General features: G+C 73.6%; 15 protein-coding genes. 8 read left to right on the top strand and 7 right to left on the bottom strand.

From position 1 onward, the window contains the following. Positions 1-40 precede the first annotated feature (40 nt). On the top strand, positions 41-424 hold the full coding sequence (locus WMF31_RS39410) for a nuclear transport factor 2 family protein (RefSeq protein WP_436607029.1): 384 nt from the start codon (positions 41-43) through the stop codon (positions 422-424). Here WMF31_RS39410 and WMF31_RS39405 read toward each other — a convergent pair. Further along, on the bottom strand, positions 403-3240 hold the full coding sequence (locus tag WMF31_RS39405; RefSeq protein WP_436607028.1) for an AAA family ATPase: 2838 nt from the start codon (positions 3238-3240) through the stop codon (positions 403-405). The two genes, WMF31_RS39410 and WMF31_RS39405, sit on opposite strands and share 22 nt — an antisense overlap. Positions 3241-3767: 527 nt before the next feature. Here WMF31_RS39405 and WMF31_RS39400 point away from each other — a divergent pair. Together WMF31_RS39400 and WMF31_RS39395 are read left to right on the top strand one after the other, a co-directional pair. Beyond that, complete coding sequence (locus WMF31_RS39400; protein WP_436607027.1) at positions 3768-5048, top strand: ABC transporter substrate-binding protein; 1281 nt, start codon at positions 3768-3770, stop codon at positions 5046-5048. A 224-nt stretch (positions 5049-5272) separates the two neighbouring features. Further along, complete coding sequence (locus WMF31_RS39395) at positions 5273-5620, top strand: hypothetical protein (protein WP_436607026.1); 348 nt, start codon at positions 5273-5275, stop codon at positions 5618-5620. 993 nt (positions 5621-6613) lie between these two features. On the opposite strand, the gene WMF31_RS39390 is transcribed toward WMF31_RS39395, so the two are convergent. Continuing rightward, a complete protein-coding gene (locus WMF31_RS39390; RefSeq protein ID WP_436607025.1) occupies positions 6614-12322 on the bottom strand; it encodes a sensor histidine kinase in 5709 nt (1902 codons plus the stop codon). Positions 12323-12348: 26 nt separating this feature from the next. Here WMF31_RS39390 and WMF31_RS39385 point away from each other — a divergent pair, with 26 nt between their 5' ends. Continuing rightward, positions 12349-12507, top strand: a complete 159-nt coding sequence (locus WMF31_RS39385) for a hypothetical protein (RefSeq protein ID WP_436607024.1) — start codon at positions 12349-12351, stop codon at positions 12505-12507. A gap of 401 nt (positions 12508-12908) precedes the next feature. On the opposite strand, the gene WMF31_RS39380 is transcribed toward WMF31_RS39385, so the two are convergent. Then, entirely contained in the window at positions 12909-14366 is a 1458-nt protein-coding gene (locus tag WMF31_RS39380; RefSeq protein WP_436607023.1) for a glucose/sorbosone family PQQ-dependent dehydrogenase, read from the bottom strand. A 578-nt stretch (positions 14367-14944) separates the two neighbouring features. After that, a complete protein-coding gene (locus tag WMF31_RS39375) occupies positions 14945-15397 on the bottom strand; it encodes a hypothetical protein (RefSeq protein WP_436607022.1) in 453 nt (150 codons plus the stop codon). Between the two features lie 307 nt (positions 15398-15704). Between WMF31_RS39375 and WMF31_RS39370 the strand changes: the two genes are divergently transcribed. Further along, positions 15705-15983, top strand: coding sequence for a hypothetical protein (locus tag WMF31_RS39370; protein ID WP_436607021.1), 279 nt, complete (start codon positions 15705-15707; stop codon positions 15981-15983). Here the strand turns inward: WMF31_RS39370 and WMF31_RS39365 are convergent. The 3 genes from WMF31_RS39365 to WMF31_RS39355 all read right to left on the bottom strand — a co-directional run bounded on the left by WMF31_RS39365 (position 15980) and on the right by WMF31_RS39355 (position 18052). After that, complete coding sequence (locus WMF31_RS39365) at positions 15980-16390, bottom strand: response regulator (protein WP_129355307.1); 411 nt, start codon at positions 16388-16390, stop codon at positions 15980-15982. The two genes, WMF31_RS39370 and WMF31_RS39365, sit on opposite strands and share 4 nt — an antisense overlap. Before the next feature lie 281 nt (positions 16391-16671). Next, positions 16672-17814, bottom strand: a complete 1143-nt coding sequence (locus tag WMF31_RS39360) for a hypothetical protein (protein WP_436607020.1) — start codon at positions 17812-17814, stop codon at positions 16672-16674. A gap of 16 nt (positions 17815-17830) precedes the next feature. Beyond that, the gene (locus WMF31_RS39355; protein WP_436607019.1) at positions 17831-18052 is read right to left on the bottom strand and encodes a DUF350 domain-containing protein; all 222 of its coding nucleotides are present in this window, start codon (positions 18050-18052) and stop codon (positions 17831-17833) included. A gap of 152 nt (positions 18053-18204) precedes the next feature. Between WMF31_RS39355 and WMF31_RS39350 the strand changes: the two genes are divergently transcribed. From WMF31_RS39350 to WMF31_RS39340, 3 genes are read left to right on the top strand one after another with little or no spacing between them, the layout of a single operon-like run. After that, positions 18205-19881 carry a M16 family metallopeptidase gene (locus WMF31_RS39350; protein WP_436607590.1) on the top strand — a complete coding sequence of 559 codons (1677 nt, stop codon included), beginning with the start codon at positions 18205-18207 and terminating at the stop codon, positions 19879-19881. A 4-nt stretch (positions 19882-19885) separates the two neighbouring features. After that, positions 19886-21583 carry a M16 family metallopeptidase gene (locus WMF31_RS39345; protein ID WP_436607018.1) on the top strand — a complete coding sequence of 566 codons (1698 nt, stop codon included), beginning with the start codon at positions 19886-19888 and terminating at the stop codon, positions 21581-21583. Then, positions 21580-22611: a hypothetical protein gene (locus WMF31_RS39340; RefSeq protein WP_436607017.1), complete on the top strand. Its 1032-nt coding sequence runs from the start codon at positions 21580-21582 to the stop codon at positions 22609-22611. Before WMF31_RS39345 ends, WMF31_RS39340 begins: the two co-directional genes overlap by 4 nt. Positions 22612-22734 lie beyond the last annotated feature (123 nt).

Raw genomic sequence — 22734 nt, 5'->3', positions numbered from 1 at the left:
AGGTCTGCGCCTTGCAGGCGCCCCTCCGGCAGGAGGCACCATGTCGAAGGCGAGCGACTTCATCGACGCCCTGCGTCGGATCGAGACAGACGGCAACGTCGAGCCCATGGCCGCGCTGTTCGGGCCCGACGCCGAGCTCAGCAACCCCGCGATCACGAGGCCGCTCCACGGCCAGGACGGCGCCCGCAACTTCTGGCGCAGCTACCGCCACACCTTCAGCGAGGTGCGCTCCGAGTTCCGGTGCGTCGTCGAGTCGGAGTGCGCCTCGTTCCTCGAGTGGACGAGCCGCGGGACGCTGTCGCACGGGGCCGCCTTCTCGTACGACGGCGTGAGCGTCATCGAGCACCCGGCCGGCGTGATCACGCGGTTCAAGTCGTACTTCGACCCGAAGGCCCTCGGCCTTCAGCTCGAGCACGCGGCGTAGCGCCGCTCGCCGGCCCGCGCGACCGCGTCGACCACGATCTCGCCCTGCTCGACGCCGATGATCGCCGCGGCGCCCTCCTCGAGCTGACCGCGCAGGATGAGCTCCGCGAGCGGCGCCTCGATGAGGCGCGCGATCGTGCGCTTCATCGGCCGCGCGCCGAGCTCCGGGTCGAACCCGCCCGCGTCGAGCAGCGCGTCGATCGCCTCCGGCTCGACCTCGAGCGCGACGCCGCGCGCCTCGAGCTCGCGCTCGAGGCCGCCCAGGAGCCGGCGCGTGATCTCGGCGACGTCCGCCCGCGTGAGCGGCGCGAAGCAGAGCACCTCGTCGATGCGGTTGTAGAGCTCGGGCGGGAGCGCGGCGCGGGCCGCGGACAGCATCACCTCGCCGAGGCGCTCGGGCGACGGGGCCGAGGACGCGCGGCTGAAGCCCACGGAGCGCTCGGCCTTGAGCGCGCCGGCCTCGGCCGCGCCGAGGTTCGACGTCATCACGAGGACGGTGTTCGTGAAGTCGACCCTGCGGCCGCGGCCGTCGGTCAGGCGCCCCTCGTCGAAGACCTGCAGGAACGCCTCGAGCACGTCGCGGTGCGCCTTCTCGATCTCGTCGAGCAGCACCACCTGGTACGGCCTCCGCCGCACCGCCTCGGTGAGCTGGCCGCCCGCCTCGTGGCCCACGTAGCCGGGCGGCGCGCCCACCAGGCGCGCCACCGCGTGCGACTCGGCGTACTCGGAGAAATCCAGCCGCGTCATGGCGTCCGCCGAGTGGAACAGCGCCTCGGCGATCGCCTTCGCCGTCTCCGTCTTGCCCACGCCGGTCGGCCCGAGCAGCAGGAACGACCCGATCGGGCGGCGCGCGCGCAGCCCGGCCGCGTTCCGGCGGAGCACCCGGGCGATGCGCGCGAGCGCCGCGCCGTGGCCGACGACCCGCTCGGCGAGCAGCGACTCCAGCGCGAGCATCCGCTCGCGGTCGGTCTCGAGCAGCCGCTCGACCGGCAGATCCGCGAGCTCGGCGACCACCTCGGCGACCTCGGCCGGGCCCACCTGCCGCGCGGCCGCGCCCAGCGCGGCGCGCTCGCCCGGCGCCCCCACCGGAGCGCGCTCGCCCGGCGCCCCCACCGGAGCGCGCTCGCCCGGCGCGCCCTGCGGCGCGCGCCGCCGCGTGCGCGCGCCGGCCAGGTCGAGGATCGAGAGCGCCTTGTCGGGCAGCGCGCGCCCGGGCAGGTAGCGCACCGACCAGGCGACGGCCGACGCCAGCGCCTCGTCGGTGAACGAGAGCCCGTGGTGCGCGCCGAGCCCCACCGCGACGCTCTGGAGCAGGAGGAACGCCTCGTCCTCCTCGGGCTCGTCGATCTCGACCACCGTGAAGCGCCGCGCGAGCGCCGGATCGACCTCGATGCTCTTCCGGTACTCCTCGGGCGTGGCGGTGCCGATGAGCGTGATCTCGCCGCGGGCGAGCGCGAGCTTGAGCTCGGCCATGGCCTCGTCGAGCGCGCCGCTGCCGAAGAGCTCCGACAGCCCGTCGATGAACAGGATCACCCGCCCGCCCGCCTCGCGGAGCTCCGCCCGCAGCGCGGCGAACCGCTCGCTGAGCGCGCCGCGCGCGCCCGTGCCGGAGAGGAGCTCGGAGGGCACGATCTCGACGACCACGCGCGGCTCGCGCTCGTCGAAGGCGAGCCGCTGCGCGACGCCGCGCGCGACCGAGGTCTTGCCCACGCCCGCCGGACCGAGGAGGCAGGGGTTGTTCGCGTGGCGCTTGGCGAGGACGTCGAGCGCCTGCTCGATCTCGCGCTCGCGGCCGACGACCGGCTCGAGCTCGCCCTGCGCCGCCGCGAGCGAGAGGTTGTGGCCGAGCGAGGCGAGGGCCGGGAAGCGCGCGCGGTCGAGGGTGAAGAGGGCGAAGCGCGCCGCGGGGCTCGCCGCCGCGGCGGCCCCGAGCGGCCACCCCGCGGCGCTCGCGTGGTCCGGCGCCGCGGCGGCGCTCCGGGGCGCCAGGGCCACGGCGGCGAGCGGCTCGGCGGCGGCGGGCGCGTCCTCCGCCGGCGCCGCGGGCTTCTGCGGGCGCGGCGGCGGGAACAGCGGCACGGCGACGCCGGGGCCCCGCGCCGACGGCCGCAGCTCGGGCACGGCGACGCCGGGGCCCCGCGCCGACGGCCGCAGCTCGGACACGGCGACGCCGGGCCCCTTCGCCGACGGCCGCAGCTCGGAGACCGCGACGCCCGGGCCCTTCGCCGGCGGCCGCAGCTCGGGCACGGCGACGCCGGGCCCCTGCGCCTGCCGGAGCTCGGCGGGCGAGCGCGCCGGGCCTGCGGCCTCGCCGCGGGCGCGGCGCGCCGCGGACGCCCTGGGCGCCGCCGGCGACCTGTCCGGCGCGTCGCCGTCACGGGGCGCGCGCGACGGCACGGCGCGCCGCGCGTGCACGACGCCGAGCGCGATCTGCAGCGCCGCGGTCCGCAGCCGCGCGAGATCGACCCCGGACTGCGTGAGCGCCCGGTGGGCGGCCGAGGTGCGGTCGGACAGCAGCGCGAGCAGCAGGTGGAGCGCCGCGGGCTCCTTCGCGGCCGCCCGCTTGGCGACGTCGCGCGCGCCCCCCATGGCCCGGCCGATCGGATCGGGGCCCTCGTCGTCGACCGAGCGGGTCGCCTTGAGCAGGGCCTCGTCGTCGAGCCGCCGGTCGCGGAGCAGGTCCGCCGCGGGGCCTCCGCGCAGGGCGACGGCTGCGAGGAGGTGCACGCTCGACAGGCGCTCCTTGCGCTGGGCGGCGAGGTCCTGCGCGAGCTTGCGAAGCGTGACGAGCTCGGCGTGGGAGCGAGTGCTGGTCATCCTTCCAGAGGTCTCCAGGCCCCCGGTTCGCACGCCCGAGGGGAGCGGGCCAAATTTCGGAGGCCGGGGACGCCCGGGGGGCGCGCGCCACGCCCGCGCCTCCCGGCGGCTCGCCCGCCCTTCCCGGCGGCTCGCCCGCGCCTCCCGGCGCACCGCCGCGGGGCACCGCGCTCACGCGCTCCTCCTCGCGGCGGCCGCGTCAACGAACGATGGCGCCTCGGTGTCGCGGACAGGAACTCGAGCGCCCGCCATCCCACGTGCTCCTGCTCCACAAGCGCACACGCGTCCCGGACAAGGCCAGGTGCGCCGCGTCGCACAATGACGTGAATTCCCATCCTGACCTGCGATCCTCATGCTCGCTGTTCATTTCATACGCCCTTGACAGATCCGCTCGCGACGCGGTGTCATCGTCTCGGGGGTCACGAATGTTCCTTCGGCTGCGCGCCGCTCCGGATCGCCGTGCTCGAGACGGCAAGCGGCACGCTCATCTCAGGCGACGATTGCGCTGTGTGGAGACGGGGCTGCTTGTGGGACTCGCGTCCCTGCTCTCGGCGTCATGCTCGCCGACAGCGCCCGATCGCCCCGAGAATGCGGTGGTCGTGGGCGCCCTCCTGCCCTTCTCCGGCAGCGAGTCGGCCATCGGCCGCAACCTCGAGCAGGCCATGTTGCTCGCCGTCGAGGACCTGAACGCGGCGGGTGGGCTCGACGGCAGGCCGTTCGACCTCCTGAGCCGGGACAGCCACTCGAGCTCGGAGCGCGGGCTCGGCCAGCTCCTCGAGCTGCTTTACACGGATCGGGTCGACTACCTGATCGGGCCCGAGGAGAACGATCTCGCCCGTGAGATCGTACCGGACGTGAAGGGGCGCAACGTGTTCCACATGATGCCGGGGTACGCGGCGCCCTCCGTCGCGCGCAGCGAGGTGAGCGGAGGCTGGATGCGGCTCGCCGCGTCCCCGCTCGCCGTCGGCTGCGCGCTGGCGAAGCACGCCCTCCGCGAGGACGTCGACGCCGTGAACAGCATCGCGGCGCGGGACGACTACAACACCAGCGTCAGCAGCGAATTCACGAGCCATTTCGCGCTGATCGGGGGCAGGGTCCTCCCCTCGGTGACGATCACGTCGGGCGAGCAGACGTACCTGAGCAAGATCGAGTCCGCCCTCGCGCCGCAGGTCGGCAGCACGCTGCTCGCCGCCTACCCCGCCACCGCCTCGACCCTCATCACCGAATGGGCCATCTCCGGACACCGGGGCACCTGGCTGCTCGGCCCTGCGCTCCGCACCGAGGTGTTCCTCGCCAACATCCCGGCGGGCTCCCTCGATGGCTACATCGGGGTCTCGCCCACGCTCAGCCTGCGGAGCGAGTGTCGCGTCGTGGACGAGGAAGAGGACACGGTCGACTGCGCGACCGGGAACGCCGCCGCCTTCATCAGGCACTTCGCCGACCACTGGAACGGACAGGCGCCGTTCCCCGCGGCGCATTTCTATTACGACGGCGTCGTCCTCATCGCGATGGGCATCACGTACGCCCAGGCGACGGGCGTGACGCTCCCGCCATCCGGACGCGAGCTGCAGAATATCCTCCGCGAGCTCAACAGCCCCGACCACGAGGTGGCCTCGTGGCGTGATCTGGGGACGGCCATGGCCAAGCTCCGCGCGGGAATCCCGGTCCGGTATGCCGGGGCGGCCGCCGAGTACGAGTTCGACGAGTTCGGGGCGAACAAGCATCGTTACATGAACAGGTGGACCATCGACGGCGACACCTTCGTCGACCTGACGCCCATCTCCGTCACATGCGAAATCTGGAGATGAGCTCGCCGCGACATTGATTCCAGGACAGACCCTCACGCAGGCCACCGCGCGCGACCGAACGACCTTTGCTCCAGGAAGGGTATCATGACCGCGATGCGACGACGTTGGATGACGGCCTTCGGGCTCACGCTGATGGCGGCGGGCTGCGCAGCAAACGAGGCTGCCGACGTGGGCGGGGACGCCGCGCACAGAGAGCCCTGATCGAGGCCGCGGATCCGCCCGTCGTGGGCATGCTCGGCCTGTTCAACCTCTCGTACCGGTGCGCGCTGGCCGCGGAGGCGGCGGGCAAGCCAGAGATCCCCGTCGTCGCGTTCGACTTCGAGCCGAAGACCGTCGAGCTCATGCGCGCAGGTCGCATCGCGGCCACGCACACGCAGCGGCAGTACTACGAAGGGTACCTCGTGCCCTACATCCTCTATGGCATCAAGACCATCGGCCTCGACGCGACCAGGGCGATCCTCGCTCCGCAGCTCGTCGGCGGCGACAAGGTCGACATCGGCCTCGACGTGGTCCCGGGGGACAGGGTCGACGAGTACATCAATTTCCTCGACCAGATCGGCGCTGCGCAGTAGCGGCGCCGCGACGCGCTCGCGCGGGGGGTGCGGCCCCCGCGCGCGGCGGCCGCCTCATCCGAAGGATCGGCTCCTCGGTGTCGCGAACGAGGGCTCCGCGAGCTCGAGGGCTCCGCGGGAGCGGGCGAGGTCGCCGTCGGCCGCCCGCCGTCGGCCTCCCCGCCGGCGCCGTCGGCCCGTCGTGCCCGGGGCGACGGAGGCCCGGCCCGGCGCTTGAAACGGCCGAGCCGCCCGTCGCAACGGCTGCTGCAAGCCTTGAAGCGGCGACTCGGAGGCCCAGTCGGCGCTTTCAACGCTTGAAACGGGCGAACCGCCCGTTGCAACGCTTGCTGCAAGCCTTGAAGCGGCGGCTCGGCCGCCCAGCCGGCGTTTTCAACGCTTGAAAGGGCCGGCTCGGCCGCCCAGTCGGCGCTCTCGACGCTTGAAGCGGCCGGCGCGGCGCGCCGGGGGTCGTCCTCGAGCGTTGAGAGCGCCCGCTGGAATCCTCGGAGCCTGGCTCCCGGCCTCGGAAGGGGTCGCTCGACCTTCGAGGGAGCGCTTCCCCCCGTCGGGATCCCGGGCGCTTCGAGCGACATCGCGGCGATGGCGATCCTCAGGTGATTAACGTGCCTTTTCCGGCACCACATCGTCGTCCAGCGCCTTCCTTCGAGCGGCGTGGACCGCCGCGAGCCAGTGCGCCTGATCCGGGTCGCTGTCCCACGGCGGGGCCTCCCGATTGAGCGTGTCCCAGTACTCGCGCGCTGCCGCCTCGCGCTCGCTCTCGCCGTCGGGCGCGTCCTCGCCCCGGTCCGCGGAAGCGCGCCAGGGGTCCGAGGCATGGGGGCTCAGGTTCGGCCACGGTCGACCGGGCGCCCCGTCAAAGACCCCGCCGCCGGCTCTGGAGGTAGCTCTCGTAAGCGCTCCGAGCGATGGCGTCGCGCCGGCGGCGGTTGACATGCCCCATGCAGCACGTCTTCGGGTCGCCGCGCGCGGCGCGGCGCGGTGTTGCTGCGCCTAGATCGAATCGCGCGAGCAGGCCGGCGCGCGCGGCGACACAGGCGGCCCGGCCCCGGGGAGCTCGACGGTGAACGTGGCGCCGGCGCCGGGCGCGCTCTGGACACGGATCGAGCCGCCGTGCGCCTCCGCGATCTGGCGGCTGATGTACAGGCCGAGCCCCAGCCCGCCGTAGTGCCGGTCGGACACGGCGCGCTCGAAGCGGTCGAAGATCCGCGGCTGGCGCGCCGGATCGATGCCGATCCCGTGATCCGTCACCGAGAGGCGCACCGCCCCGGCCTCCTCGCCGGCGACGATCTCGATGGGCTTGCCCGCGCCGAACTTGATGGCGTTGGCGAGGAGGTTCGTGACGATCTGATCGACGCGGGAGCGATCCCAGCGGCCCACGAGCCGGCCGCTGGTCCGCAGCGAGACCGAGCACCCGGTGCGCGCCAGATCCAGCTCGAATCGCGCGGTCACCTCGCGGACGACCGCCCCGAGGTCGACCTCCTCGACATCGAGCGAGACCCGGTCCATCTGGATGCGTGAGACCTCGAGGAGCTCGCTGTTCAGGCGGGCCAGGCGCGTCGCCTGCCGCAGCGCGCGCTCGACCTGCTTGCCCATCGCCTGCGGGTCGAACGGCCGGCCCCCGTGGAGGCTCCGATCCATGGCCTCGAGCGAGAGCGTGAGCGACGTCATCGGCGTGTTGAGCTCGTGCGTCGCCACGGTGAGGAACTCGTCCCGCAGGCGAACGGCGTCCTGGGCAGCGCGGTACAGCCACGCATTGTCGATCGCGAGCGCGGCCCTGCGCGCCACCTCCTGGACGAGCTCCAGGTCGGCCTCCCCGTAACGGCGCCCGGGGGCGGCCGAGATGACGCTCAGCGCGCCGATCGGCCGCCCCCGCGCCACGAGCGGCACGCTGATGAAGCTGCGCGCCCCGAGATCGCGGAGGAGCGCCACGTACCCCTCGTCCTCGGCGTATTTCCGGAGGTCCTCCTCCGAGAGCTCGGGGACCAGGAGCGGCCCCTCGCCCCGCTGGACCCTGGCCGCCGGGTCGGACGCGCGCCAGTCGAGGCGATACCGCCGATTCAGCTGGTCGAACAGCGGCTCCTTCGCGGGATCCCGGTGCGCCCAGAAGGATCGCCGGAGATCCTCCCCTTCAACGAGGTCGATCACGCACCAGTCGCAGAGCGATCGCACCGACAGCCGCGTGATGTGCGACAGCGTCTCCTCGTCATCGAGCGACCCGGAGAGGATCTCCCCGGCCTCGGCCAGGAAGGCCGCGCGTCGCCCGGCCGCCTCGGCCGCGGTCCGCGCGGACTGCTCCCTGGCGAGGAGCCGCGCGTTCTCCAGGGAGATCGCCGCCTGCGCGGCGAGGAGCGAGAGGGTGGTGAGCCGCTCCGGCGGGAACGCGCCCGCGAGGAGGGTGTTCTCGAGGTAGAGCAGGCCCGCCACCTCCGCCTGCCTCAGGATGGGCATGCAGAGGAGCGATCGGGGCTTGTGCCGCGCGAAGTACTCGTCGCCGGAGAACCGGCCCACGCTGGCCGCGGTGTTGACCAGGATGACGTGCTCCTTCGTCCGGTGGACGTAGCGGACGAGCGACATGGGGACGCGCCGAGAGGCGTCCTCCGTCGAGCGCGGGAGGGAGATCGCCACTCCCCCGCTCTCTTCGAGGGTCGCCTCGGCGCCGATGGAGAGGCGCTCGTCCTGAGCCAGGACGAGGCAGGCGCGCTGCGCGCCGCCCTGCTCGAGGACGACCCTGAGCAGCGTGCGCAGGAGCTTGTCGAGGACGATCTCGCTGGAGATGGTCTGAGACGCCTTGATCACCGAGAGCAGGTCGAGCTGCTCGGGCCGCGCCGCGAAGGAGGCCGTCGGGGCGAGCGGCCTCGTATCCCAGAGGCGCGGGCTCTGCTCATCGATCCGCTGGACCTTGCCGTCCGCCCCCCAGCGGGCGTAGCCGGCGCGGGCCTCGCGGAGGTAGGTGTCGGCGATCAGGTCGAACCCGCGTTCCCGGTAGAACCTCGACGCGATCTCGTAGGCCAGCGCCTCGTTGTGGACGAAGCCGCCCTCGCGCGCGCGGCGAATGGCCTGCTCGTACCGCTGCGCCGCAAGGTCCCCTTCGCCGCGGAGGCGCGCGACCTCGGCGCCGATCAGCGCCGCCCGATCGCCGAAGTTGTCGGGGCAGCTCTCCGCCCAGGCGTCGATCTGCTCCTGGTGGGCGAGGAGGGCCTCCAGGTGCCGGCGCCGCTCGCCGGCGTCGCCCGCGCGGCAGCGCGCCGCCCGCACGAGCGCTCCATAAAAATGATACTCGGCCACCTCGAAGAACGAGCCTGTCGTCCAGAGGAGCGGCCGCGCCTTCTCCGCGGCCTCGAGCGCGGCGTCGAGGTCGTCCGCGAGGAAGCGCGCCTGCAGCTTGCGTATCCAGTACCAGCAGGTCGCGATCGCGAGGCGCGGATCGCCCTCCAGGCGCTGCTCGAACCGGCGCTCGTCGAAGTCCGCGTCGTTGAACGAGGCGAGATCGGGCAAGAGGCCCCGGAGCGCCCGGATGAGCTGGAGCTGCACGGTGATGATGGCGATCTCGAGGCCGAACCGCGCCCGCCGCACGAAGAGGAGCGCGCCCTCTGCCTCCCGCTGCACCTCGCCGAGGGGCTCTCCGGCGGCGAGCAGGAGCGTGATGAGGCAGTTCTTGTTGTACGAAGCGTACGTGAGATCGCCGGTCTCCTGCCCCGCCTCGAACCCGCGCCGCAGGAGCTCGACGCCGCTGCGCAGGTGCCTCACCCACGGGTTGACGCGGTGCCCGAAGCCCAGATAGACGCGGGACTTGAACCGGAGGGCCCCGCGGCGCTCCAAGAGGTCGAGGCCGAGCTTGGCGAACCGGTAGGCCATGCGGTAGTCGCCGAAGCGCGGCCCGAGGAGCATGCCGAACCAGGTGTATGCGATGCACGAGGCGTCGCCGTTGCCGTGCTCGAGGCTGAGGTTCGTCATCCGAGACACGACGAGGCAGTTCAGGTTCGCGTCGGTGAACAGGGCCGGCGACTGGGCGTGGGTCAGGACCTCGAGGGTCGCGCGGCACTCCGGATCGGTCATCTGGGGCGAGTCGATGAGATCCTCGACCGCGCGGCCCCCGAGCAGCGTGAAGACCCGCTCGTATTCCTCTTGCACCTCCTCGTCCGTGGGGTGCGGCGACCACGTGATGCCGACCCTGCGGAGGTAGTCGAGGCCCACCTCGACGCTGCGGTCGCTGCGGTCCATGGTCGTGTAGAGGCCCAGGCGCACGCACGTGACGGCGGCCAGATCGATGAGGCTCTCGGCGCGGCGCGAGAGCGCCGAGAGCCGCTCCTCCGCCGCCGAGAGGTCGCCGGTGAGGTACTCGCACTCGGCCCGGTGGAGCTCGAGCGCGAAGGCGAGCGCGTACCGTCGCTCCCAGCCGTCCTCCGGGAGCAGCGCCCCGCCGGCGGCGAGGTACTTGAGCGCCGAGGCGCAGGCCGTCGACGCCTTGGCGCGCTTGCCCGCGATGAGGTTGAGCTCGGCCACCCGCTCGCGCTCCTCCTGCGACGTGATCAAGGGGGCGCCGCGGTCGAGCTGATTGACGATCTCGAAGATCTTCTCCTCGAGCTCCTCGGGCGCCGTGCGCGACGCGAGCAGCCGGCCGATCGCGAGGTGCATGGCCGGCCGCTCGCCCTCGGGGATGAGCGAATACGCGGCCTCCTGGACCCGGTCGTGGAGGAACTTGTACGCGGGGTCCAGGCGCAGGACGAGCCCGGCGCGGACGGCCTCCCGGAGGTCCTCGTGCGCCTGCTCCACCGAGCCGCCGCGGACCGTCGCGAGGAGGGCGACGTCGGCGGCGCTCCCGAGACAGGCGAGCTGCTTCAGCGCTCCCTGGGTGCTCGGGGGGAGCCGCACGAGCTTGCCGACCATCAGGTCGATCACGTTGTCCGTGAACCCCTTTTCACGGATCTTCGCGACGTCCCACCGGAAGACCTCGGCGCGCTCGTCGAACGCGATGAGCCGCTCCTCGTGCAGCGCGGTGAGGAACTGGATCGCGAAGAAGGGGTTGCCGGCCGTCTTGTCGTGGACGAGGTCCGCGAGCTCCCTCGCGTCCTCGCGGCGGCAGCGGAGCGCGTCGCTCACGAGCGCGGCGAGGTGCTCCCGCGAGAGCGGGCCGAGCGCGATGTCCGAGATGCGCGCGCCGTCCTTCCGCGCCTTGTTGAGCGCCAGCATGAGCGGGTGCGAGGGGGTCACCTTGTTGCTGCGGTACGCGCCGACGAGGAGGAGGTTGCGCGTCCCGGGGTGCGTCAGCAGATCACGGAGGAGCTCGAGGCTCGCCAGGTCGGTCCACTGCAGGTCGTCGAGGAAGAGCGCGAGGGGGCGCTCCTCCCGGGTGAACACCCCGATGAAGCTCCGGAGCGCGGCGCGGAACCGGTGAGACGCCTCCGCCGGCGGGAGCTCGGGGACCGGCGGTTGCCGGCCGATGACGAGCTCGACCTGCGGGATGACATCCACGATGAGCTGTCCGTTGCTCCCGAGGGCGCCGAGCAGCCGGCGCCGGAGGGCCGCGATCCGGTCCTCCGGCGCGGCGAGGACCTCGCGCACGACCTCCCGGAAGGCCTGGATGATCGTGGAGTGCGGGATCTCGCGCTTGCACTGATCGAACTTCCCCGCGAGAAACAGGGCTCGCTCCCGGGCGATCGGCTCGCAGAGCGCGTGAACGAGCGCCGACTTCCCGCTGCCGGAATAGCCGGAGACCAGGACGAGCTCGGGGGCCCCCGTGTCCACCACGCGCTCGAGCGCCCGCAGCAAGGCGGTCGCCTCGTCCTCGCGGCCGTAGAGCTTCCGAGGGATCTGGAAGCACCCGGAGGTGTCGCGCTCGCCCAGGGGGAACGGCTCGATCGCGCCCCTGGCCCGGTGCTCCGAGAGGCACCGCTCGAGGTCGTGCTTGAGGCCGCGGGCGCTCTGGTAGCGATCCTCCGCCATCTTGGCGAGGAGCTTCAGGACGATCGCCGAGAGGACCTCGGGCAGCGCCGGGACGACCGCGGAGGGCGGCGGCGGGTCGCGGGCGACGTGGCAGTGCACCCACTCGAGCGGATCCCGCGCCTCGAAGGGCAGTCGCCCGGTGAGCATCTGGTAGAACGTGACGCCGAGCGCGTAGAGGTCGGCGCGGCTGTCGATCGCCCGGTCCATCCGCCCCGTCTGCTCCGGGGCCAGGTACGGCAACGAGCCCTCGATGAGCCGGGGAGGCCCCGCCGGCGCCTGCTCGCGGGAGAGGTGGGCGGCGAGGCCGAGATCGGCGATCTTCACCTGGCCGGTGGTGGTGTTGACGACGAGGTTCTGGGGCTTGAGATCCTTGTGGAGGATGTCCCGCCGGTGGAGCTCCGCCACGCAGGCCGCGATGCGGACCGCGAGCTCGAGGAACCGCTCGGGGGCCATGGGCGCGCCGATGAGGTGATCGAGCGACTCGCCGCCGAAATCCTCCATGACGAGCGCCGGCAGCCCCTCGAACGTCTCGAGGGCGAGCGGGCGCACGATGGCCTCGTGGCCGTCCAGCAGCTTGCCAATCGCGTACTCGCGCTGCAGGCGCTCGATGTCCTGCGAGCGGCCGCTCCTCGGGTCGAGGACCTTCAAGATCACCGGGAGGCCATCGGCGCTCCGGACCGCGCGGAGCAGACGGGTACTCCGGCCCTCGTGGAGGGTCTCGAGGATCGTGTACGGGGAGGGAGGGTGCATCTCCATGGGGAGATTCACCGGGAAGGCTCGCCATGCGCCGCTCGCGCCCGGCGGCCCGGCGGGACGTGGCAGCCGTCGTCGACGCCGGGGCGGTCGAGCCCGCGCGCCTCCCCCGGCGGACATGGCCGCGCGACGGGCGCGAGCGCCCGGCGCGCGCCGATCGCCGCGCTCCCCGCCCCGCGCTCCCCTGATCGTGTCATCGCCCGACCCCCCTATCGATACCACGACGCCCCAACCGCGCTCGCCCCTGAGCCCGCGAGCGCACGAGCGGCCGGGCTCTGAGGTGCGCTGAGCAGCAGGCGAGGCGCGGGCGCCCCTCCCGCGCGGGCTGGTCGAGGCCCCCCGCTCACTTCGGGAGGGATCCGGGGATCGGGAGCGAGCCTGGACAACGACGCTCCAGAGCACCGATCACGTTGAACGAGCGAGAGCTCAACCGCCAAGACGCCAAGGACGCCAAGAATTGATTCTCTCCTTGGCGTCCTTGGCGTCTTGGCGGCTCGAGTTTCTGCACTTTTCAGGTGGTTTCAACCCGCTTGTCGCCCTAGGACTGCGTCACCCAAGCTCGGCGGGAGGTCTCGAGAGAGAGGCGCCGTCAGTTCGATCCCGTGTACTTGAACTCCAGGATCGCTCCCGGGTTCTCCACCAGCCACGTGGCCCCACCGTCCGGCGTGCTCGCGTTCCCCGCGGTGTCCGTGATCACGTAGAGCGTCCGGCGATCCGGGCTCATCGCGAGGTCGCGGTAGCGGTTGATGGTCTTGAAGTACTCGACGGGCTCGCCGACCACGGATTTCCCGTTCGGGCTCAGCTTCACCCGGTACAACGCGCCCTTCTTGAGGGCGGTCATCAGGAGCGAGTGCCCCCACCCGGGGATGCCGTAGCCGGCGGGGTAGTAGTGGAGCGAGGAGGGCGCGATCGTCGGCCAGCAGATGTACTCGAGGAACCCGCACGCCGTATCGCGGAAGTTGTAGTCGTTCTCGACGGTGTAGAAGGTGAGGAGCGGCTCGGTGAAGTCAGGGTGGCTGAAGGCGCTCTCCGGCTGCCGCGGCACGGAGGCGGGCGGCACATGGTCGTCCCAGGCGAGATCCTCGCAGGGCGTCGGGCTCGCGGCCGACCAGTTGTCGTACGTGTAGGCCTTGTCGTCCTGATAGCCGACGACATGGGGCCAGCCGTAGTTCTTGCCGGGCCGGATGAGGTTCACCTCGTCGTCGCTCTTCGGCCCGTGCTCGTTCGCGTAGAGCTTGCCGCCGCGGCCGAACGTGAGGCCCTGCGCGTTCCGGTGGCCGTACGAGTAGATATGGCTGCGGATGCCGTCGATCTTCGGGTTGTCCTCCGGGATCGAGCCGTCGAGGTTCATGCGCAGGATCTTGCCCACGTACTTCGACCAGTCCTGCGCCGCGACCTCGGCCGCCGTGGGCAGCTCCTGCGCCCGGATCGGGTTGCACTTCCTGGCGAACTGGTTGTTCCCCTGATCCCCGATGGTGTAATAGAGCCTCCGATCAGGCCCGAACAGGAGCCGCGCGGAGTTGTGATCGTCGCTCCCCGGCAGCCCCGTGATGACGTCGTGAGGGCTCCCCAGCGTCTCGGTCGCCGGGTCGTACGTGTAGCGGCGGATCTTCGTCCTGCGCTCCACCGCTGGACCGGGGTCGACGTCATAGGTGTAGGAGACATACACGTAGTCTCTCCCCTTGCCCTGGAGCAGCTCCGGGTGCAACGCCAGGGCCAGGAGCCCGTCCTGCCCCCCCGACTGGAACGCTTCCTCGACGGTGATCGCGGTCGTCTGCGCGCCGTCCTCCGGGTTCACGCGCACGACGCGCTTGCCCACGCGCTCGGTCAACCAGAGGCGGTCATCCGGCCCCCAGACGATCCGCATCGGGTACGACAGGCCCCGCAGGATCTCGCGCGAGGTGAAGGAGGCTTCCCCGGCGGCGTCGGCATCACTCCCGTCGTCGCCGGGCTCACCGACGACGGCTTGGCCGTCGGCGCCGACCGGATCCTCCTGCGGCTCCGCAGGGCCGCACCCGGCGAAGCCCCACGACATCGTGGTGAGCAAACCAACCTGTGCCAGAACAACAGCTGGACGGTGTGAGACGAAGAAGGACATAGGACTACCTCACTGCTTCTTTCAAGTGACGGCGCTGATCGAGCCCACCGCGCCGGGGCGCGGCGGACCTGCTGAGAGAGCTTCCAACGAGAGAACGCGGATCGCAGGGCGCCCGGTAAGGCGTGTGCAGGTTAGGATAAGGTCTTAACTGTATAGGAAGCGCCAAGGCCCCCCGAGCTGTCAAGTCGAATCCACGTTGCAGCACGAATGACACGGCGCGCGACGGGGCGTTGAACTCAGCGGCATGGACGTTGCGTTCCGAAAGCTGAAAGGTGCGTCGGCCCGCCGACATCGGATCCAGCGAGGGCCGGCGCGTCTCCAGTCTCCACGCCGAGCGGCGCAGCGGCCTCGTCCGGGGAGGTGAACGAGCCGTGGAGCACCCGATCGGCGCGGCAGCACGCCTCCAGGCGGCTCGGGCCATCGGCGGGGATGGTCGAGGCTCGACCTATCCAGATCGAAGCGCGGGATACAGATCACCCATGGGGGCGGCCGACGGCCAAACGGTGATGGCTGGCTCTGACCGCCCATCAGATGATCAGGATGACGTCGATATCGCTCTCCGCGGGGAGCGCGCCCGCCGCGGGCACGTGAGGCGCGTTGGCCGGCGCGAGGCGGAGCGCGCGGGTGAGCCGCATCGGCGGGCGTCCGGGCAGGGGCCCGCCGGCCGCCGGCGCGCTGCGGGGCGGCTCGCCGTGCGCGCGCTCCGCGCAGCGGGCGATGGCGGCCCGGATCGCGCAGAGCACGCGCTCCGCGTCGAGCCCGCCGAGCGCCTCGACCGCCCTGGCCAGGCCCTCGTCGACGCAGCCGGCGCACGGCGTCGAGCGCGCGGCGAGCCGCACGACGAGCCTCGCCGCCGAGCCGCCGGGCTCGGAAGGCTTGAACGGCACGGCGAGCGCCGAGCCCTCCCCCACATCAACGCTGATGAGGACGTGCTCGCGATCGCGCACGATCACCGTTTGCCGCGGATATCCCGTGTTCATGCACCCTGGAGCCGACTCACGTCGACTTGCGCTGACGAGTATCCACAGGCGGTCCGAGCTCGCCTGTCCGCTCTTCTCCACATCGTCGCTGGTGAGGCCTTCTGCCATTCGCGCGCCCTCCGGGACGGCGAACCTACTGCCGCCAGAGGCGGACGGCGATGGGGGCTCCGGACAGACAATGTCCGTGATGGCGAGTCCGCTCGGGACGCCTATCCGCGGCGGTGAGCGCGGTCCCACCGATCCTCGCTGCGTCCGTTGCGCCGCTCGGCGCGAGGCGGTAAGCACAGCCACGGGTGGAGGGCGAAGCGTGGGTGAGCCGGAGCGACGCGACGAGGACCCGGATCATGGCCCAGGCGGTGTCGGGAAGGACCGCGCGCCGCTCGGTATCTTGTTCCTCGCCGCGGCGTTCGCGCTGGCGCTCCTCCTGACGGTGATCGGGCTCCTCGCGTTCACGGCGATGACCCCGAGATCGCCGCCCGGGCCCTCGGGGGAGCACCCCGGCGCAGGCCCGGCCCGCGGGGCCGGATCGAGCCCGCGCCCCGCGCTGCACGAGCGCGGCCGGCCGGGCTCGACGGCGGGTGTCTAGCCGCAGGTCTTCTGGACCACGCCGAGCAGCGCGCCGAAGTCGACAGGCTTCTTCAGGTAGCCTGTCCCCTCGGGCGGGCCATCGTGGCCGGACACGATGGTCACCGGGATGGCCGCCAGCGCGTGCACCTGCTTCAGCGCGGCGAGCATCTCCTCGCCGGTCATGATCGGCATCATCAGATCGAGGAGGATGAGCCCAGGCGGCGGGTCCGCCTGGTGCAAGAGATCCAGCGCCTCCCGGCCGTTGCTGGCGCAGTACACGTCGTAACCCGCGGATTCGAGCATCTCGCGCAGCATGTCGCGGAGCTCGGCGTCGTCGTCGACCAGGAGGACAGGGGCGCGCGGGTTTGGGGGAATCGGCGTCACGCGCGGCGTGCTGGGCCCGCCGGTTGGCCAGGGTTCATTCATTGCTGTCACCTCTTCGGGCTTCGCAAGCATGTAGGCGCGATGGCAAGCAAGAGCCGTGCACACGGCGCATGCTGTCAGGATGTCCAGATGTCCTCCGGATCCGTGGTTCCGGGACTCGCGGGGCGGCGCCGCGCCGCGCGCCGGGCGGGGGACGGGCGGGACGTTGCGGGAGCACGGGCGCCGCGAGCGAGGCCATGCGAGCGGCGAGGGTTACGGGAGTTGCGTCGCGGGTCAAGCCTCTCGTCTCGCCGGCCCGCGCGCGGCGCGTCTCGTTGTCTCGCTCACGATGCCGCGGCGTTTGCTGCCCGCGCGGCGTCGCCGGACCGGAACCCGAGCGCGCGCGCCTGGGCGGGGCCGGTATGACGGCGTCGCCAGATCACCGCGTCGAGCACGTAGTGGGTCGCCTGCGGGACCGCGAGCAGCGGCACGAGCAGCGACAGCGCGCGCGGCCCGAGGAGCGGCTCCCCGGCGCCGCCGAAGAGCTCCGGCCGGTCGTGCCAGACGAGCCGGTCCCAGATCATCTCCTCGGCGAACGCGAGCGCCAGCGCGAGCCCGAGGAAGCCGAGCAGCCCGCCGGAGAGGAGCCGCGCGAGGAGCGAGCCGGGCGCCTCGCGGGCGCGCTCCCGGGCGTACATGAACAGGAGCGCCATGTACGGCACCCCGTGGGCGATCACGTTCGTCACGGTGAACTGGAGATCGCTGTCGGTGGCGACGATGCCGACGTACCAGGTCGCCGCGGTCGTCGCCACGACGACGTGCTTGCCGAGGTTCAGCGGCGCGCGGTCGACCCATGCCCGCTGGATCGCGCGGGCGACGTAGGCGACCGCGAGCGCGGCGTACACGGCGCCGAGCGGGCCCACCGCGGCCGCGAGCCAGGACGCGGTCACGAAGTCGCCGTCCATGAACCAGTGGAACGCGCGCGGGGCGTGCGCGTGCCAGTGGAGGAGCGGCCACCCCGTCGCCGCGTAGACGAGCGCGTCGTCGAGGAAGCGATCGAGGCGCGACCGCTCGCCCGCGAGCGCGCGGTAGATCGCGACCCACCCGACCTGCTGGCGGACGAAGTGGATCACGGCGACGTAGGCGAGCGCGCGCCAGAAGGTCAGCGCGGAGGCGAGGTGCAGCGCGACGCCGGCGGCGTAGCAGGCGACCGGCGCGGCGGCGTAGAGCGCCGGGTGGCGGCGCAGCTCCTCGCGATCGAGGTAGGTGCGGAAGAGCGTCGTGTGCACGTGGGCCACGTCGACGCCGACCACGAAGAGCAGGAAGCCCCACGTCGGCAGCTCGCCGCCCGCGGAGAGCGCCGCGAGCGCCAGCGCGAACGCCGCGGAGCCGCCGAACACCGCGAGGTCGGGGCCGCGGCCCCACAGGTAGGCGCCGCGGCGGCCCGCGGGCAGCGCGCCGAGGAGGTCGGGCCCGGCCGAGGCCAACGCCGAGCCCCGCGCGTCAGCCGTGGATGGCCGCCGAGATGATCCAGGCGAGCCCCAGGATCACCGAGCCGATCACGATCGCCAGGGCCGTGTTCTGGTCCTCCTCGATCTCCTTGCGGATGGAGAACGGGGTGAGCTTCGTGATGAGGAGGAACGCGAGCAGGAACACGACGAGCCCGAGGGCCACGAAGACGAGCGTTCCGGCCACGGCTTTCATCAGGGTATCGGCGTCGGGCATCGGCGGTTCTCTCTGAGCTCGGGGCGGCGCGGCGCAGTGCGCGTGCGCGCTGCGCGTGAGCCTACGCGAGTCGGCCGGCCGGGTGAAGCGCGGTCGCCGGGTCGAGCCGCGGGCGCGCCGGGCCGGCGACGTGCTATCGCCTTGCCGTGTCGATGATGGTGAGCCGCCTCCTGCTCCGCCGCGCCCTCACGACCGGGCTCGCGGCGCTCGGCCTGCTGACCGCGGGCGCGCCCTGGCCTGCCTCCGCCGCGCCCCCCTCCGGCCAGCCGACGAAGGCCGCCGCGGGCGCCGCGAAGGCCGCCGCGGGCGCCGCGAAGGCCGCCGCGGGCGCCGCGGAGGCGCCGCTCTCGCTCGCGCTGCCCGTCGAGCGCGCCACGCTCCAGAACGGGCTGCGCGTGGTGCTGAGCGCCGACAGGAGCTCGCCCACCGTCGCGGTGGCCGTGACGTACGACGCGGGCTCCCGGGACGAGCCGAGCGGCAGGAGCGGCGTGGCGAGCCTCGTGACCGGCCTGATGGCCCGGGGCAGCCGCAACGCGCCGCCGGGCGAGCCGCGGCGCCTCGTGGCCGAGCGCGGCGGCGAGCTCTCCGCCGTCACGGGGGTCGATCGCACGACCTTCACGACGGCGCTGCCCGCGAACGAGCTCGCGCTGGCCCTGTGGCTCGAGGCCGATCGCATGCGGGCGCCCGACCTGAGCGCGGCGGCGTTCGAGGCGCAGCGCAAGGAGGCGCTGGAGCGCCGCGACGCGGCGCTCGGCGCCGCCTACGGGAAGGGCCCGGACCGGCTCGGGTCGCTCGTCTTCCAGGGGTACTGGCCCCACGAGCACCCGGCGCTCGGCCAGGCGGCCGATCTCGCGGGCGCGGAGCTCGCCTGGGTCCGCGACTTCCACGCCGCCCACTACGGCCCGGGCCGGGCGGTGCTCACCATCGCCGGCGATTTCGACGCCGGCGAGGCGATGGAGCTCGTCCACAAGTACTTCGACGACATCCCCGCCGCCCCCGCGGCGCCCTTCAAGGACGTGCGGTTCCCGGAGCAGACCAGCCAGCGCACCGCCGTGGTGCGGGACAGCGCCGTCCGCGTCCCGTCCATCCTCTACGGGTGGGCCATCCCGCCGCGCGCGAAGGCGGATCACCGCGCGCTGGAGCTCGCGGCCTTCCTGCTCGGCCACGGCGAGAGCTCGCGCCTCGCGGCGCTCCTCGTCCGGGACAAGGCGGCCGCGCAGTCGGTGCGGGTCGCGACGCACGGTCACCGCGGGCCCGATCTGTTCTCCATCGACGTGCGGCTCGCGGGCGGCGCCCGGGTCGGCGACGTCGAGAAGCTCATCGAGGGCGAGATCCGGTCGCTCGCGACGGCGGGGCCGACGCAGGCCGAGCTGTCGAGGGCGCGCCGGCTCCTGCAGTCGGCGTTCGTGGCGAGCCTCGCGGGCGCGAGCGCCCGGGCGCGGGCGCTCGGGGAGCACGAGCTCCTCTTCGGCGACGCGGCCCACCTGAACGGCGAGCTGGCCCGCTACTTCGCGGTGACCCGGGAGGACGTGCAGCGCGCCGTGCGCGAGCACCTCGGCCCGACCCGCAGGACGATCGTGGAGACCTACCCGCCCGACGCCGAGGAGCTCTCCCCGCGGCCGCGGCCGCGGCCTCCCGCGCGCGCGGCCTCGGGGAAGAAGGGGCGCGGCGCGCAGGCGACCTCGGGCAAGGGCTCGACGAAGGCGCGCGGCGAGGCGGCCCGGCCTGCGCCGAAGGCGGCCCGGCCCGCGCCGAAGACGACCCGGCCCGCGCCGAAGGCGGCCCAGCCCGCGCCGAAGAGGAAGCCGGCGAAGACGAAGAAGAAGTGAGGCGATGAGCGAGCAAGGCACGCGAGGCGAGCAAGGCATGCGAGGCGAGCGAGGCGACCGAGGCACGCGAGGCGACCGAGGTACGCGGCGGCGAGGGCGCCCCTCCCTCCCCTGGATCGCGGCCCTCGCCGCGGCCGTCGCCGGCGGGTGCGCTCCCGCCGGTGACGGGCGCGCGCCGCGCGCGCCGGCGCAGCAGGCGGCGCCGGCGGAGGGCGCGCCCGAGGCGACGCCCCCCGCGGCCGCGCTCCGGGAGCAGCCCCCGCCGTCCGGCCCCGCGCGCCTCGCGCGCATGCCCGCGATCTCGTGGGCCGAGCTCCCGACCGGCCTGAGCGTCGCCACCGCGGTGCACCGCGCGCTGCCGCTCGTGGAGGTGCGCGTCGTGGTGCACGGCGGCTCCGCGGCCGACGGCGAGCGCACCGGGCTCGCCGCGCTCACCGGCGAGCTCCTCGTGCACGGCGGCGCCGGCGGCCTCTCGGGCCGCGAGCTGCTCGCGCGCGTCGCGTCGCTCGGCGCCTCGCTCCGGGTGGACACCGGCCTCGACGCGACGGTGATCGGCCTGCGCACCACCCCGGACCGCCTCGCGGAGGCGATCGAGCTGCTCGGGCTCGTGGTGCAGCGGCCGCGGCTCGACGCCGCGGAGCTCGGCAAGCTGAAGGCCCGCGCGGTCGAGGCGGCGCTCGACCGCGCCCGCCTGGACGACCGCTGGGGCGCGCTGATGGTCCTCTTCCGCGACCTCTACGCGCTCCCGGGCGAGCTGCACCCGTACGCGTCCTTCGCCGCGACCGCGGCGGAGCTGCCGAAGATCACCGCCGCCGACTGCCGCGCGTTCCACGGCAAGTGGTACGTCCCCAGGAACACCGTCGTGGTGGTGGCGGGCGACACGACGCCCGAGGCCGTGCGCGCGGCCGTGGAGAAGGCGTTCACCGACCGGCGCGCCGACGAGCCGCCGGCGCTCTCGTTCACCGATCCGGTCCCCCCGGGGTCGCTCAAGATCACGATCGTGGATCGCCCGAAGAGCGCGGAGAGCGAGCTCTTCCTCGGCGTCCTCGGCCCCGAGCGCCGCGACCCGGCGTGGCCTTCGTTCGCGGTCGCGGGCGAGGTGCTCGGCGGCCCCTCGGGTCGGCTGTCCCAGGACCTCCGCGCGCGGCGCGGCGTCGCGCGCGCGGCGGCGGCGGCGACGCTCGACGTCGCGCACGGGCCCGTGCCGCTCGTGGCCCACGCGCGCGCGCCGTCGGCGAGCACGGGCCTGGTCGCAGAGGAGCTCCTCGCCCACGCGGAGCGGCTCGCCGCCACGACGCCGTCGCAGGAGGAGGTCGAGGTGGCGGCGCGCCGGCTCGCCGCGGGCCTCGGCCTGGCCGTCGAGACGGCCGGCGGCCTCGCCGACGAGATCGTGGCGCTCCAGGTGCTCGACCTGCCGGACGACCACCACGACGGCTACCGCAGGGAGCTCCGGGACATCACCCCCGTCCTCGCCGGCAAGGCCGCGGCCGACCACGTGCGCCCCTCGCGCGCCGCGCTGGTCGTGACCGGCGACGCGCAGGAGATCGGCCCGATGCTGAGCCGCTTCGGCGACGTCAAGGTGGTCGACCCGACCCGGGCCTTCGAGCGGAAGCGCACGATCCCGCGGGCCCCGGGCGGCGCGCCCGGCCAGGCCCCGGCGCCGGACGGCGCGGCGCACGCGCCCGCGCAGGACCGGCCGTGACGGCGAAGGCGCGCCGCGCGCGAGCGCGCGCCGGGCGCGCCGGCCCGGCGATGTCGCGCGTCGTCGCGCTCGCGGCGGGGCTCGCCGCCGCGGTCCCGGGTCGCTCCGGGGCGCAGCCGAGGCCAGCGCCGGTGACGGTCGCGCCGGCGGCCCACGCGCCGGCCGCGGGGCCGCTCGACGGCGCGACGTACGACTACGCGCACCCGTCGGCGCCCGCGCACGCCGCGGCCCGGGACGAGGCTGCCGGGGCCGGGGCAGCGGCCGACGCCGGCGTGGCGGCGCGCCCGGTGCCGCCGGAGCAGCGCTGGATGGGTCGCGTCTTCGTGCACCGCCTGGCGGCCGCGGCCCCGGCGCGGCCGCGGCCGATCCTCGTGTTCCTGCACGGCACCAACGCCGAGCAGATCAGGTACCGCTGGATGGGAGGCGGCCGGGAGGGCGATGTCCGGCGCATCGCGGCAGAGCTCATGGAGGCGGGTCGGATCCCGCCGATCCTGGTCGCGGGGCCGAGCGCCATCCTCCCGGCGGCCATCGCCGCGCCCCGGACGAGCTGGCCCGCCTTCGATCTCGACACGTTCCTCGACGCCACCGCCGCGCGGCTGCGCGGCGTCGCGACCATCGACCGCACGCGCGTCCTGGTCGCGGGCCACTCCGGCGGCGGCTGCAACGAGGCGGGCGGCGTCGTGACCGCCCTGCGCGCGTCCACGCCCGTGCACGCGGCGCTCGTCATCGACACGTGCATGGACGCCGACATCGCGCTCCCCCTCGCGCTGTCCCCTCCGACCACCCACGTCGTCGTGTCCTGGCAGACCATGACGTGGGCCCGGCGCCCCCTCGGCGCGTTCCGGCGGGCGTTTCAGGCCGCGGTCGAGGCGCACCCGGCGGCGCCGGGCGTCCTTCGCGAGCTGGAGCACCTCCGCCCGACCGAGCCCATGCCGCACGACGCCATGGTGCCCCTGGTGCTGCGGCGGTGGCTCCCGCCGCTGCTCTCGCCCGACGCCGCGCCGAGCATTCCCTGCGTCTCGCCGTGATGCGCCCGACCGCGGCAGGGTCGTGGCGGCCGCCCCCCCCGCGCGGGCCTCAGGCGCGCAACGCGCAAAAAAAGAGCGCCCGTCCGACGGTGGGGGGGGAACCGTCCCTCAGGCGCTCTGCCC

This window comes from Sorangium sp. So ce1036 (genome assembly GCF_051369805.1).
GTDB lineage: Bacteria > Myxococcota_A > Polyangia > Polyangiales > Polyangiaceae > Sorangium > Sorangium cellulosum_F.
Note: the sequence above shows the minus strand (reverse complement) of the source record. Positions and strands in the feature narration are given on the sequence as shown.

Coding starts and splice junctions, on each gene's coding strand:
- WMF31_RS39355 (WP_436607019.1), bottom strand. CDS start 18,052: ATGCCCGACGCCGATACCCTGATGAAAGCCGTGGCCGGAACGCTCGTC.
- WMF31_RS39375 (WP_436607022.1), bottom strand. CDS start 15,397: ATGAACACGGGATATCCGCGGCAAACGGTGATCGTGCGCGATCGCGAG.
- WMF31_RS39365 (WP_129355307.1), bottom strand. CDS start 16,390: ATGAATGAACCCTGGCCAACCGGCGGGCCCAGCACGCCGCGCGTGACG.
- WMF31_RS39405 (WP_436607028.1), bottom strand. CDS start 3,240: ATGACCAGCACTCGCTCCCACGCCGAGCTCGTCACGCTTCGCAAGCTC.
- WMF31_RS39390 (WP_436607025.1), bottom strand. CDS start 12,322: ATGGAGATGCACCCTCCCTCCCCGTACACGATCCTCGAGACCCTCCAC.
- WMF31_RS39345 (WP_436607018.1), top strand. CDS start 19,886: ATGAGCGAGCAAGGCACGCGAGGCGAGCAAGGCATGCGAGGCGAGCGA.
- WMF31_RS39350 (WP_436607590.1), top strand. CDS start 18,205: ATGATGGTGAGCCGCCTCCTGCTCCGCCGCGCCCTCACGACCGGGCTC.
- WMF31_RS39410 (WP_436607029.1), top strand. CDS start 41: ATGTCGAAGGCGAGCGACTTCATCGACGCCCTGCGTCGGATCGAGACA.
- WMF31_RS39385 (WP_436607024.1), top strand. CDS start 12,349: ATGCGCCGCTCGCGCCCGGCGGCCCGGCGGGACGTGGCAGCCGTCGTC.